Here is a 13,057-nt window from a genome sequence, read left to right on the forward strand (position 1 = left end):
GGCTTGGGTGGGCCATCTCACCATACTGACAACCGTTCAGATACGGAGGAACACAGTGTCAGACTCCATGATCACCAACAGCGCTCAAGGTTCATACCCGACGGCCCGCTCCGGCCGCCCTTCCAAGGTCGCCATCATCGGCGCTGGCGCGGTTGGCTCCACGCTCGCCTACGCTTGCGTCACCAAGGGCGTGGCCCGGGAGGTCGTCCTTCAGGACATCGTTAAGGAGAAGGTCGAGGCCGAGGCGCTCGACATCGCTCAGGGAATCCAGTTCACCTCGGCGGGTGCGGTTTCCGGCTCGGACGACCCGGAGATCTGCCGCGATGCGGACGTCATCGCCATCACCGCCGGCGCCAAGCAGAAGCCCGGTCAGTCCCGCCTCGAGCTCGCGGGCGCCACCGTCGGCATCATGGAGAAGATCCTGCCCAAGCTGGTGGAGGTCGCTCCCAACGCCATCTTCCTCCTGGTGGCCAACCCGGTGGATGTGGTCACCTACTGCTCCAAGAAGATCACCGGGCTGCCCGAGAACCAGATCTTCGGTTCCGGCACGGTCCTGGACACGGCCCGCATGCGTTACCTGGTCTCCCTCGAGACGGGCACCGCGACCCAGAACATTCACGGTTACATCGCCGGTGAGCACGGCGACTCCGAGGTTGCCCTGTGGTCCTCCACGGAGATCGGCGGCGTGCCGATCACCCAGTGGGGCAAGACCCTGGACGGCGGCGTGTTCGACCAGGCCAAGCGCGATCGCATCGCACACGATGTGGTCCGCTCCGCCTACCGCATCATTGAGGGCAAGGGCGCAACCAACTACGCCGTCGGCCTGGCCGTGTCCCGCATCATCGGGGCGATCCTCAACGACGAGCAGCGCGTCCTGACCATCTCACCGCTGCTGGACAACTGGCACGGCATCTCCGACGTGTGCATGGCGGTGCCCACGATCGTTGGCCGTGAGGGCGCCGGGCGCCGGCTGGAGCTGCCGCTCACACTCGACGAGCGCGACCGGCTGACCGCATCTGCGGAGCGTCTGCGTGAGGTTGCCCGCGGTCTCGGCTACTGATCCGGTGCGCGGTGTCCCGGGGCGTACGCGCCTACGGGAGTCGTAGCGAGACTTCGGCGTGGCCCGTCGCGGTCACTTTCCTACAGACACAGGAGGGTCCGACCCCACTGGGGCCGGACCCTCCTGTGCGGTGAAGTGCCGAGCTGGGAGCGGCCTAGGTCCGGTGGTGTGGGTGTTTGAGTGGGGGTGCATGGTTGGGTGTCTGTGTGCGTGGCCGTTGAGCCTGCCGGTTGGACCCCTGTGCCCCCGTTGGACCCCTGTGCCCCCGTTGGACCGCCGTAGACGCTGGGTACAGCGGTCCAACCGCGCGTGAGCGGTCCATGGGCGTGAGCGGTCCAACTGGGCGGCGCAAGACCCACCAGCCCCCTCGGCTGCCGACAACCGGGACTCGACACCGCGGAAACGGCACCGCGCGCCTGGCTGCGCACAACGATCCTCACTGAGCACACAGGCCCGCTCACCCGGAGGCACCCACGGCGGCAACCCGGCTCCGGGTCGACGCCCCCCCAACAGCACGAGCGCACTCACGAAGTCACGAGCGAGCTCACGAATCGCGAACGTGCTCATGAGGTCGGAAGCGCACTCCCGAAGGTGACTCTGCGTCCTCCACGGGCACACGCAGCCCACTCAAGCTCGGGCCCCATAGCCACCAGATGCGACGAGCTCACCGTTCGCTTCCAGGCCACCACCCGCATCACCAGCACCGACCCATCGCCACGAACGACTCACATAACACGACCTAGAGGGCTCGCAGTACCGTGACGACCCTTCCCATGATGGTCGCCTCGTCCCCGGGTATCGGGGCGTAATCGGGGTTGCGCGGCAGCAGCCACTGGTGCCCGTCCTTGCGGGAGAGGACCTTGACCGTGGCCGAGGCGCCGTCGACGTCCTCCACCATTGCTGCCACGATGTCGCCGTTGTCGGCGTCCGGCTGGGAGCGCACAACCACCCAGTCACCGTCACAGATGGCGGCGTCGACCATGGAGTCGCCGTGCACCTCCAGCATGAACAGCTCGCCCTCGCCGGTGAGGCGGCGGGGGAGCGCCAGCACGTCTTCGACCTCCTGCTCGGCGAGGATCGGGGAGCCGGCGGCGATGCGTCCCACGAGCGGCACGGCCACGGCCTCGCCATCGGCAATACCGGGCAGCACCGGCAGTGGCGGCTCCGGCGCGGGGGCATCGGGGGAGGGCGCGTCCTCGGCAGGGGCGACGACCTCCAGGGCGCGCGGCCGGTTGGGGTCGCGGCGCACTAGGCCGAGGCGTTCGAGCTTGTCCAGCTGGTGCTTGACCGAGGAGGGACTGGCCAGGCCGACCTGGGCGCCGATCTCCCGCATGGACGGTGGATAGCCTTGAGTGGCGACCGCCTCGCGCACCGATTCGTATACGGCACGCGCGCGTGCGTCCAGTGAGAGCAGCACATCCTGGGGTGGTGGCGTTGAGGCGTCTACGGGCCCGGCTGCGGCGCCGATACTGCGGCGACCCGCCTGACGGTTGGTCGTGCTCATCGCCTGTTCCTCGTTCCCCGGGCTGCCGGCGGCCGCGCGGCCGGGTGCCGGTTAAGGAGCCCGAATTCATGTCGGTGGCCCGTGGTGGCCTTGTCTCGTCAAGACTACGGCCGATCGCTCGAGCGTTCAAACATGTGTTCGAAATTGCTCTGGACGTGTCGGCCGTGAACCGGTAATCTATCGAACAGACGTTCGTCGAACGTGTGTTCTAGGAGGGTTTCATGAGCGCTCTTGCTGCCCCGCTTCCGCCTCGGCTTCGGCTGGTCTCCACCGAGGATGAGCGGTCCCCCAGGCTTTCCGCCGTCACAGGTGCTCCCGGCGCTGAGCTTGCCATCGCCGAGGAGCGCTCCGTGCGGGCGCAGGCTCCGCGGAGGCCGCGGCTGCGCGTCGTGCCCGGCGGTGCCGCCGCGTCGGTGGTGCCCATGCCTTTGGGGCCGGCGCGCCGTCCCGTCGCACCTAGGCGCATGCGGCCGGTAGGCCTCCGTGCAGGTTCGGGCAGTGCTGCGCGGGCGGCCCTTGCTGCGCAGGACGCCGACCGCGTTCTAGAGGCGACTCCCTTGGAGAGGCTCGCGCCGACGCATCCGTCCATACGCGCCCGCCGACGGCGGCTGGGCGAGGTGACGGCAACCGCGCGCGCCGTCGAGGCGCCCACGCGGCAGCCCAGCCCAATGTCGGTCCTGCCGCGCAACGTGCGTCGGCTCCTCGCGGTTGGGGTCCTCGCCCTCGCGGTGGTGCTCGTGGCGGCGGGTGGCATTGTCGCGTCCGGATTTAGGGCGGCACCCGTAGAGACGACCACCGCCACCGTGCGCTCCGGGCAGTCGTTGTGGGACATCGCCGTGGCCGCCGACGCCGGTGACGTCAACGAGGTCATGGCGCAGATCGTCGACCTGAACGGGCTGACGAGCTCGACGCTTCAGGCTGGTCAGACGCTGATCGTCCCGGCGGGCTGATCTGCTCGTTACTGCCCGCCGAGCGCTTGCGGTCATTGCTGAGGACGCATAATCTCCGAACCATACACATGGTGAGGCGAACCGGAGGTGGTCGGCGTGCGCTGTCCTTTCTGCCAGCACAGCGGGTCGCGCGTAGTCGACTCCCGTACCTCTGACGACGGCGCCTCGATCCGGCGTCGCCGCCAGTGCACCAATTGCGGACGCCGGTTCACCACGATCGAGGCGGCCAGCCTGTCGGTCCGCAAGCGTTCCGGCGCCACCGAGCCCTTCTCGCGTGAGAAGGTCATTCGCGGTGTGAGTCGTGCCTGCCAGGGGCGCCCGGTCACTGACGACCAACTCGCCCTGCTCGCTCATAAGGTCGAGGAGACGATTCGTGGTTGCGGGCACGCGATTGTTGACTCCCATGAGGTGGGCCTGGCAATACTTGAGCCCCTGCGTGAGCTTGATGAGGTCGCCTACCTGCGCTTCGCCTCGGTGTACTCGGACTTCAATTCGCTCGAGGACTTCGAGGCCGCCATCGCCGAACTCCGTGCCCTACGCGACGAAGCGGCAGATGCCGCCGCAGCCGCGGCCTCAAAGCGCTGAGGCGGCGCAAAGCGGGTTCTCGTTGATACGGCGTTCTCGTTGATACGGCGGGGGCGGGCGATCGGGGGCCCTGCCCGGGCGGGGCGGCTCGGATGCCTCCGACAAACGGGTCGTGCTCACCGCGGTTGCGGCGGCCCCGCCGTCGGTGGGCGGTCCGATCCTCACCTGGCGTCAATGGTGCGCACCAGGCTTTCCACCAACCCGGGCCAAGTCCATTCTGCCTCCATGAGGGAGCGTCCGGCCGAACCCATGCGGGCGCGCAGCTCGGGATCTGAGAGCTGGTGGACGAGGGTGGCGACCAGCTCGTCCTCGTTGCGGCCGTCAACGACATTCCCGGTCACGTCCTCGATGACTGTCTCGGGAGCGCCGCCGCTCGTGCCGGCGACCACCGGAAGACCCGCGGCAGAGGCCTCGAGGAAGACGATTCCGAGCCCCTCGACGTCGAGCCCGCCCCCACGGGTACGGCAGGGCATGGCGAATACGTCGCCCATCGCCACGTGGCCGGGCAGCTCCTCGTATGGCACCTTGCCGGTCAGGATGATCGACTCCCGGACGGGTGAGGAACGGCGCAGCTGTGCAAGCTTCTTCGCGTATGGTCCCCAGCCGACGATGACGAGGCGCGCGCCTGGAACGTGCTCGACCACCCGCGGCCAGGCGGTGATCAACGTGTCCTGCCCCTTGCGGGCCACGAGTCTGGACACGCACACGACCGTGGGTGCCTCGCCCAGCCGGTACCGGGAGCGCAGCGCGGTGCGCGCCTCGGGGTCCGGGTGGAAGCGGTCGACGTCGATGCCGCTGGGCAGGCGCAGGACCTCCTTCCCGGGTGGCATGTGGGGGCGCAGCTCGCCGAGCGTGTAGTCGGAGATGTAGGTGACGACGTCGGCGTCGCGGAAGATTCGGTGCAATGCCTGGCGGGCTCCGAGCACCATGCCCCAGCCGACCTCGTGCCCGTGGGTGGTGGCGATGACGCGGGTGGCGCCGGCCTCCTTGGCGGCGCGGCCCAGCAGGCCGAGTGGGGCGGCCGCTCCGAACCAGACGGTCTCGATGCCGTGCTCACGGATGAGCTGCTGCATGCGCCGACGCACGTCCGGGGTAGGTAGAAGGACGCGGGTGGGCATGCGTACGACGCCGAAGCCGGCGTTGCGGTCGAAGGCTGCGGCGCCGTCGGGCCCCTCGGGGGGTGTTGAGGCCAGCACGGTCAGGTCCGCGGCGGGAAGGCGCCGGGTGTAGTCGTCCAAGTAGGACTGAATGCCGCCGACCACGGGCGGGAAGTCGTTGGTGACGAGCAGGGTCCTACGCATGGGGAGAGTGTACGGGGGCAGGGGGCGGGCCCGGCGCAGGCGGCATGCAACTTCTACCGATCTCGGTACGTAAGTTCTACCGATCTCGGTACGTAACTTCTACCGATCTCGGCGAGGAGGGGGGAGGGGTGGGGAGGGGCGTCAGCCCTCGTCGTTGTTGCGCAGGACCTCGGACAGGCGGCGGGCCGCTGCGGCAACAACGGGGCCGTGCACGCGCCCGGGCTGGCGGCCCATGCGCTCAATGGGGCCGGAGATGGACACCGCCGCAATGACCTTGCCGCTGGCGCCCCGCACCGGCGCCGACACGCTGGCAACGCCCGGCTCGCGCTCGCCGACGGACTGGGCCCAACCGCGTCGGCGGACGGCGGAGAGCATGGTGGCGTTGAAGCGCGCACCCACCAGGCCCCGGTGCAGGCGGTCCGGCTCCTCCCAGGCAAGCAGTACCTGTGCGCCGGAGCCTCCCTGCATGGACATGGTGGCGCCAACCGGGATGGAGTCGCGCAGACCGATCGGGCGCTCGGCGTTGGCGACGCACACCCGTACGTCACCCTGGCGGCGGTACAGCTGGGCGGACTCGTGGGTCTTGTCACGCAGTGCGGCGAGCACCGGCCCGGCCGCGGCCAGTAGGTGGTCCTCGCCGGCGGCGGAGGCGAGCTCACTCAGGCGCGGCCCCAGGATGAAGCGCCCCTGTGCGTCGCGGGCGAGCAGGCGGTGGAACTCGAGTGCCACGGCGATGCGGTGCGCCGTCGGGCGGGCCAGGTGAGTGGCGGTGACCAGCTGCGCCAGTGTGGCCGGGCCGGCCTCCAGGGCGCTCATGACCAGAGCGGCCTTGTCGATGACGCCAACGCCGCTCCCGTTTTCAATGTCACCCAGCATGTCCATAATCTGATACTGCCATTCCGAGTGCTGAGACTTCAAGTAGCGTGCAGTCAGAAAACGGCCCGGGATTTGCCGGTTCCGCACACTTCGGGCGGGCAAGCGGGCACAACGTCCCAGGAAACGCCTCAGGAAGGAAGTGCAACGATGGGAATGACGCTGGCGCAGAAGGTGTGGCGCGACCACGTCGTCGCCCCCGGCACCGACGGAGCCCCGGACCTGCTCTACATCGACCTGCACCTTGTTCATGAGGTCACCAGCCCCCAGGCCTTCGAGGGGCTGCGCCTGGCCGGACGCAAGGTACGTCGTCCCGACCTCACCCTGGCCACCGAGGACCACAACACCCCTACCCTCGACATCGACCTGCCCATCGCCGATGTCACCTCTCGCGCTCAGATCGATACCCTGCGCGCCAACTGCGCCGAGTTCGGGGTGCGCCTGCACTCCCTCGGCGACGCCGACCAGGGCATCGTCCACGCCGTCGGCCCCCAGCTCGGGCTCACCCAGCCTGGTATGACGGTGGTCTGCGGTGACTCCCACACCTCCACCCACGGTGCCTTCGGTGCCCTCGCCTTCGGCATCGGCACCAGCCAGGTGGAGCACGTGCTGGCCACCCAGACCCTCCCGGTCGCGCCCTTCAAGACCATGAGTGTGCTGATCGACGGCGACCTGCCCGCAGGCAGCGGCGCCAAGGACATCATCCTGGCCATCATCGCCAAGATCGGCACCAATGGCGCCCAGGGGCACGTCATCGAGTACCGCGGCCGCGCCATCGAGCAGCTGTCGATGGAGGCCCGCATGACGATCTGCAACATGAGCATCGAGGCCGGTGCCCGCGCAGGCATGATCGCCCCCGACGAGACGACCTTCGCCTACCTCAAGGGCCGCCCGCACGCCCCGGAGGGGGGAGGACTGGGATGCCGCCGTCGCCTACTGGCGCTCGCTGCGCACCGACGACGACGCCGTCTTCGACACCGAGGTGGTTCTGAAGGGCAGCGACATCGAGCCCTTCGTCACCTGGGGCACCAACCCCGGTCAGGGCCTGCCCATCTCCGCCACGGTCCCCGACCCCGAGGACATTGCCGATGAGACGCTGCGCCGCGCAGCCGAGCGGGCCCTGGAGTACATGGACCTGGCTCCCGGCACGCCGCTGCGCGACATCAAGGTGAACACCGTCTTCCTCGGCTCGTGCACCAACGGCCGCATCGAGGACCTGCGTGCGGCCGCCGAGGTCATCAGGGGCCGCACCAAGGCGCCCGGCCTGCGCATGCTCGTGGTGCCCGCATCCGCGCGCATCCGCCTGCAGGCGGAGGCCGAGGGGCTGGACCGGGGTGTTCAAGGACTTCGGCGCCGAGTGGCGCAACGCCGGCTGCTCCATGTGCCTGGGCATGAACCCCGACCAGCTGGGCTCCCGGCGAGCGCGCCGCCTCCACCTCCAACCGCAACTTCGAGGGGCGGCAGGGCAAGGGCGGACGCACTCACCTGGTCTCGCCCGTCGTCGCCGCAGCCACGGCGGTGCGCGGCACGCTGTCCACCCCCGCGGACCTGCCGGCGACTGCCGCCTGAGCCGCACCGCCGAGAGCCTCGAGAAGGAAGCACGCCATGGAGAAGTTCATCCGCCACACCGGAATCGGCGCCCCCCTGCGCCGCAGCGCCGTCGACACCGACCAGATCATCCCCGCCGTCTACCTCAAGCGCATCACCCGCACCGGCTTCGAGGACGCCCTGTTCGCCTCCTGGCGGGCGAATGAGGCCGACTTCATCCTCAACCAGGACGCCTACAAGCACGCCAGCGTGCTGGTGGCCGGCCCCGACTTCGGCACCGGCTTCCTCCCGCGAGCACGCGGTGTGGGCGCTGAAGGACTACGGCTTCAAGGTGGTGCTCGCCCCCCGCTTCGCCGACATCTTCCGCGGCAACGCCGGCAAGCAGGGGCTGGTGGCCGGAGTCATCAGCCAGGAGGACGCCGAGCAGCTGTGGAAGATCCTGGAGGCCGAGCCCGGCACCGAGATCACCGTGGACCTGGAGCAGCGCACGGTCGAGGCGGGCTCCTTCCGCACCGTCTTCCAGATCGACGACTACGTGCGCTGGACCCTCATGGAGGGGCTGGACGACATCTCCCTGACGCTCACCCAGGAGGACGCCATCCGCGCCTATGAGGACGCGCGTCTGGCCTTCAAGCCGCGCACCCTGCCCGCCCGGCATGAGCCGACCGTGGCGGTTGCGCCTGCCCGTTCCGCGGACATGCCCGTCCCGGTCGGTTATCCCTTCCTCCGGCCGGGGGCCTGAGTATTCCGGCTGCGCCGTCGTACATTTCCACACCGGTGAGTTGAAGGACACGCGGCGGTTCGCTGTGAGCGGGCCGCCCGCGCCTCCGCCCGCAGCACACCCGCCTATGCTGAGAACGTCCGCGCCCGGCGCGGCGGGCGCCCGCAACTCACGGTGCCCGATCTTCACTCGAATGCTCGGAGGTACGCATGGTCGACGGTCTGCTTCAGGTCGAGGGCGGGCGCCCGCTCAACGGTGAGATCACCGTCCGCGGAGCCAAGAACCTCGTCCCCAAGGCGATGGTCGCCGCACTGCTGGGTACGACGCCCTCCGTGCTGCACAACGTCCCGCTGATCCGCGACGTCGATGTGGTCTCCGGCCTGCTGTCCCTGCATGGCGTCAGCGTCGACTACGACCAGGCCGAGGGCATCCTGCGGCTGGACCCCTCCAGTGTTGAGAGCGCCCACATGGCCGACATCGACGCCCACGCCGGCTCCTCCCGCATCCCGATCCTGTTCTGCGGCCCGCTGCTGCACCGGCTCGGCGAGGCCTTCATCCCCGACCTGGGCGGCTGCCGCATCGGGGACCGTCCCATCGACTTCCACCTGGACATCCTGCGTGGATTCGGCGCGATTGTGGACAAGCAGCCGCAGGGAATCCGGCTGACCGCGCCCGACGGGCTGCACGGCACCGTCATCGAGCTGCCCTACCCGTCCGTCGGCGCCACCGAGCAGACCCTGCTCACGGCAGTGCGCGCCGAGGGTCTCACAGAGCTGCGCGGCGCCGCCGTCGAGCCGGAGATCATGGACCTGGTGGACGTGCTGCAGAAGATGGGTGCCGTCATCTCGGTGGACACCGACCGGACGATCCACGTTGAGGGTGTGGACGAGCTGGTCGGCTACAACCACCGTGCCCTGCCCGACCGCATCGAGACCGCGTCCTGGGCCTCGGCGGCGCTGGCCACCCATGGCGACGTGTTCGTCCACGGCGCCCACCAGAGCGACATGACCACCTTCCTGAACATCTTCCGCAAGGTCGGCGGCGCCTTCGACGTGCGCGAGGACGGTATCCGCTTCTACCACCCGGGCGGCGATCTGAAGAGCATCGTGGTGGAGACCAACGTCCACCCCGGCTTCATGACCGACTGGCAGCAGCCGCTCGTCGTCGCCCTGACCCAGGCGGAGGGCCTGTCCATCGTCCACGAGACCGTGTATGAGAACCGCTTCGGCTTCACGGGCGCCCTGCGCAAGATGGGGGCCACCATCCAGGTGTACCGCGAGTGCCTGGGCGGCACTGCCTGCCGCTTCGGGCAGCGCAACTTCTACCACTCCGCGGTCATTTCCGGACCCACCCCGCTGCACGGGGCCGACATCGTGGTGCCCGACCTGCGCGGCGGCTTCTCCCACCTGATCGCGGCGCTCGCCGCGGAGGGCACCAGCCGCGTGGAGGGCGTGAACCTCATTGACCGCGGCTACGAGCACTTCATGAGCAAGCTCACCGCCCTGGACGCCAACGTCACCCGGCTGGCCTGACGCGTCGGCGCCGATTCGCCGGGCCGCGGCATGAGCGCGGACGGCCGCGTGCGGGTACCCCGTGGAGGCATCGCACGGGCGTGCGCTCATCGACTCAACGGGGGCGGCCGCTTGTGGGTAGAGTGCCGATGTGCCCAACACACGACGTATGACCCCCTTCTACCGGCTCGCTGCCCGGGGGGCGATCATCCCCTTCCTCAAGGCGGTCTCCAAGCAGCACGTGACCGGGGTGGAGAACATCCCGCGGGAGGGCGGGTTCATCGCGGTGGCCAACCACCTGTCGAATCTCGACCCGCTGACGGCCATGCGCGCGCTGGTGGATGAGGACGTGCCCATCTACTCGCTGGCCAAGTCGCAGCTGTTCGAGATCCCCGTCCTCGGGCACGTGTTCAGTGCCGGCGGCCAGATTCCCGTGTACCGGGATTCGGCGAACGCCGGCAACTCCCTGGCGGAGGCGGAGCGGCGTCTACTCGCCGGCGATCCGATCATGATCTTCCCCGAGGGCACTCTCTCGCGCGATCCGCTGCAGTGGCCCATGACCGGTAAGACCGGCGCCGCTCGCCTGGCCATGCGTACCGGCGCCCGCCTACTGCCGATGGGACAGTGGGGGGCGCAGGGGATACTCGGCGCATACGGCAGTGGCTTCCACCCATTCCCCCGCAAGGACGTTGACATCCTCATCGGTGAGCCCTTCGACCTGGAGGAATTCGGCTCGGACACCTCCGATCATGACGCCGTGCGTGCCGCCACCGCCGAGATCATGCGGCGCATCACCGAGCTGGTTGAGCAGCTGCGCGGCGAGAAGGCCCCCCGCCCCTTCGACATGAAGTACGACGGCGATCCGGGCAAGGGCAATATCGGGGTGCGTCGGCCCGACCCACCGGCGTCGTCGGACCACGAGCAGCCCTCCGGGCCGGGCGCGCCGTCCGGCAACCCGGGTGACGACGACGGCGACGACGAGCCCGAAACTGCTCCGGAGCAGCAGTCATGAGCCCGGAAGTCGGCAACAAGGCCGCCGTCCTCGGCGCCGGTGCCTGGGGCACCACCTTCGCCCGCCTGCTCGTCCAGGCCGGCACCCCCACCGTCATCTGGGCGCGCCGCCCGGAGATCGCCGCCGAGATCAACACCGGGACCAACAACCGCTACCTGCCCGGCATCACCCTGCCCGAGGCCGTCACCGCCACCACGGACATCCGGGAGGCCGTCGTCGGAGCCGGACTCGTCGTCGTGGTGGTGCCCTCCCAGACCGCCCGCAGTGTGCTCGCCCCGCTGCGCGGCGCCCTGGACGATGACGCCATCGTCGTCTCCCTGATGAAGGGGGTGGAGGTCGGTACGGGCTTGCGCATGAGCCAGGTCATCGCCGAGGTGCTCGACCTGCCCGCCCGGCGCATCGCCGTGGTCTCGGGCCCGAACCTGGCCGATGAGATCGCGGCCGACCAGCCCACCGCCACGGTCGTGGCGGCGCAGGATGAGGCCGTGGCGGCCCGCGTGGCGGCGGCCTGCGCGACCGTCACCTTCCGGCCCTACACCAACACCGACGTGCTCGGTGTGGAGCTGTGTGGCGCGGTCAAGAACGTGATCGCCCTGGCGGTCGGCATCACCTCCGGGCGCGGCTTCGGCGACAACTCCAAGGCCACTGTCATCACGCGCGGGCTGGTGGAGATCACGCGGCTGGGGCTGGCGCTCGGGGCGAACCCCGAGACCTTTGCCGGGCTGGCCGGCATGGGCGACTTGGTGGCCACCTGCTCGTCGCCGCTGTCGCGCAACCAGACCTTCGGACGGCGCCTGGGTGAGGGCATGAGCGTGGAGGAGGCGGCCGCGGCCTCGCGTGGTGTAGCCGAGGGCGCCAAGTCCGCGCGCGCCGTGCTCGACCTGGCCGCCGCGCACGGGGTGGACATGCCCATCACCGCGGGGGTGGTCGCCGTCGTCGAGGGGACCGCCACCGTGGAGGAGTTTAACGACGCCCTGCTGTCCCGCCCCCGCAAGGCGGAGGGCGTCAACGCGGCACCGCTGGCCTGAGCCGCCCCTCTCGCCGAGGTCGGTAGATCTTACGTACCGAGGTCGGTAGATCTTACGTACCGAGGTCGGTAGATGTTACGTACCGAGGTCGGTTGTTATGGCGCGTCCGGGGATAGGAGCCGTCGTCAGTCGTGGTCGGTGTCATCGTCGGCTACGTCGATCACCAGACGGGTGGGGTTCGTCAGCGTGAAGATCCGGTACTTCTGCGAGTCAGTTCCGAGCACGACCTGGAACTGATCCTCGAAGGCCAGGTCAAGGTAGGCCTCCTCAATGCCCTCGTCGTCGTCGCGCCCGACGGCGTCGAAGTTGAAGCGCACCGGCTCGGTGTAGGCCACGGCCTGCTGCTCCTCGCTGATCGGCATGGTCACGCCCGTGCCGGTGACCACCAGGGTGAAGTCGCCCTCCACGGTGATGGGGTCGCCCTTGCCCTGGGTGTGAGCCTGATCGGTCCACTGCGCCGACCAGCCCGGGGTGCCCTCGCCGGAGAACTCCACCACGAACCGGGAGAAGTCCTCGTTGTCGTGGGAGCCGATGCGCACATCGGAGATGACCAGTGCGGAGCCGTCGGCCGCCGCCTGGCCATCGACGCCGGTGCCCCAGGCGGGTGCACCGGAGGGGCTGTTCTCCTCCTGGGCCAGGGCGCCGACCGTCGCCGACTGAGCGGCGGTGGGCGCTTCAGCGGCAGAGGCCGCTTCGCTGGCGGCGGGCGGAGCCGCTGTCGCCGATTCGGCGGGGGCGGCGGAAGATGCGGTGTCCGCCGGGCCCGCATCGGTGCCGGAGCTTGAGCCGCAGGCCCCCAGGGCGAGCGTGCCCGTCAGCAGCAGCGCGAGGGTGGGAGCAAGAGTGCGGTGAGTGCGGAGGAACGGGCTTGGGCGTGTCATGACGGCTCCTGACCTCGATTGAAGCGCGAGTGTGATCTCAATCATACGGAAGTTGTTGTGTTGCTGTATAGGGGTACGTGGCC

At 69.4% G+C, this 13,057-nt stretch carries 11 protein-coding genes and 2 pseudogenes; 8 read left to right on the top strand and 5 right to left on the bottom strand.

Annotated elements, in window-relative coordinates; all coding sequences use genetic code 11:
• Positions 1 to 67 precede the first annotated feature (67 nt).
• Positions 68 to 1,060, top strand: a complete 993-nt coding sequence (locus E4J16_RS04280; protein ID WP_396027307.1) for an L-lactate dehydrogenase — start codon at positions 68 to 70, stop codon at positions 1,058 to 1,060.
• Positions 1,061 to 1,799: 739 nt separating this feature from the next.
• Here E4J16_RS04280 and lexA read toward each other — a convergent pair.
• Positions 1,800 to 2,564, bottom strand: coding sequence for a transcriptional repressor LexA (gene lexA / locus E4J16_RS04285; RefSeq protein ID WP_136313354.1), 765 nt, complete (start codon positions 2,562 to 2,564; stop codon positions 1,800 to 1,802).
• A gap of 221 nt (positions 2,565 to 2,785) precedes the next feature.
• On the opposite strand from lexA, the gene E4J16_RS15640 reads away from it, so the two are divergent.
• Entirely contained in the window at positions 2,786 to 3,514 is a 729-nt protein-coding gene (locus E4J16_RS15640) for a LysM peptidoglycan-binding domain-containing protein (protein WP_240038265.1), read from the top strand.
• Positions 3,515 to 3,610: 96 nt separating this feature from the next.
• On the top strand, positions 3,611 to 4,099 hold the full coding sequence (gene nrdR, locus E4J16_RS04295; RefSeq protein ID WP_136192765.1) for a transcriptional regulator NrdR: 489 nt from the start codon (positions 3,611 to 3,613) through the stop codon (positions 4,097 to 4,099).
• A gap of 161 nt (positions 4,100 to 4,260) precedes the next feature.
• Here the strand turns inward: nrdR and E4J16_RS04300 are convergent, their stop codons facing one another.
• Positions 4,261 to 5,400, bottom strand: coding sequence for a glycosyltransferase family 4 protein (locus E4J16_RS04300; protein WP_136313355.1), 1,140 nt, complete (start codon positions 5,398 to 5,400; stop codon positions 4,261 to 4,263).
• A 141-nt stretch (positions 5,401 to 5,541) separates the two neighbouring features.
• Positions 5,542 to 6,276: an IclR family transcriptional regulator gene (locus E4J16_RS04305; RefSeq protein WP_420809323.1), complete on the bottom strand. Its 735-nt coding sequence runs from the start codon at positions 6,274 to 6,276 to the stop codon at positions 5,542 to 5,544.
• Between the two features lie 147 nt (positions 6,277 to 6,423).
• On the opposite strand from E4J16_RS04305, the pseudogene leuC reads away from it, so the two are divergent.
• A pseudogene (gene leuC, locus E4J16_RS04310) lies at positions 6,424 to 7,842 on the top strand (3-isopropylmalate dehydratase large subunit).
• Here leuC and E4J16_RS15085 read toward each other — a convergent pair.
• Entirely contained in the window at positions 7,755 to 7,952 is a 198-nt protein-coding gene (locus tag E4J16_RS15085) for a hypothetical protein (RefSeq protein ID WP_168709424.1), read from the bottom strand. The pseudogene leuC and the gene E4J16_RS15085 overlap by 88 nt on opposite strands.
• Between E4J16_RS15085 and leuD the strand changes: the two are divergent.
• From leuD to E4J16_RS04330, 4 genes and pseudogenes are all read left to right on the top strand, one after another.
• Positions 7,879 to 8,563 (top strand): annotated as a pseudogene (leuD, locus tag E4J16_RS04315) (3-isopropylmalate dehydratase small subunit). The gene E4J16_RS15085 and the pseudogene leuD sit on opposite strands and share 74 nt — an antisense overlap.
• Positions 8,564 to 8,751: 188 nt before the next feature.
• Positions 8,752 to 10,074 (top strand): UDP-N-acetylglucosamine 1-carboxyvinyltransferase, encoded by a 1,323-nt coding sequence (gene murA / locus E4J16_RS04320; RefSeq protein WP_136192770.1) that lies wholly within the window; start codon positions 8,752 to 8,754, stop codon positions 10,072 to 10,074.
• Between the two features lie 148 nt (positions 10,075 to 10,222).
• Complete coding sequence (locus E4J16_RS04325; protein WP_136314576.1) at positions 10,223 to 11,065, top strand: lysophospholipid acyltransferase family protein; 843 nt, start codon at positions 10,223 to 10,225, stop codon at positions 11,063 to 11,065.
• Positions 11,062 to 12,093 carry an NAD(P)H-dependent glycerol-3-phosphate dehydrogenase gene (locus E4J16_RS04330; protein WP_136313357.1) on the top strand — a complete coding sequence of 344 codons (1,032 nt, stop codon included), beginning with the start codon at positions 11,062 to 11,064 and terminating at the stop codon, positions 12,091 to 12,093. The genes E4J16_RS04325 and E4J16_RS04330 overlap by 4 nt, the downstream gene beginning before the upstream one ends.
• 125 nt (positions 12,094 to 12,218) lie before the next feature.
• Here the strand turns inward: E4J16_RS04330 and E4J16_RS04335 are convergent, their stop codons facing one another.
• Positions 12,219 to 12,974: an AMIN-like domain-containing (lipo)protein gene (locus E4J16_RS04335; protein WP_136313358.1), complete on the bottom strand. Its 756-nt coding sequence runs from the start codon at positions 12,972 to 12,974 to the stop codon at positions 12,219 to 12,221.
• Between the last annotated feature and the right edge of the window lie 83 nt (positions 12,975 to 13,057).

It is taken from the genome of Actinomyces procaprae (assembly GCF_004798665.1).
GTDB classification, from domain to species: domain Bacteria; phylum Actinomycetota; class Actinomycetes; order Actinomycetales; family Actinomycetaceae; genus Actinomyces; species Actinomyces procaprae.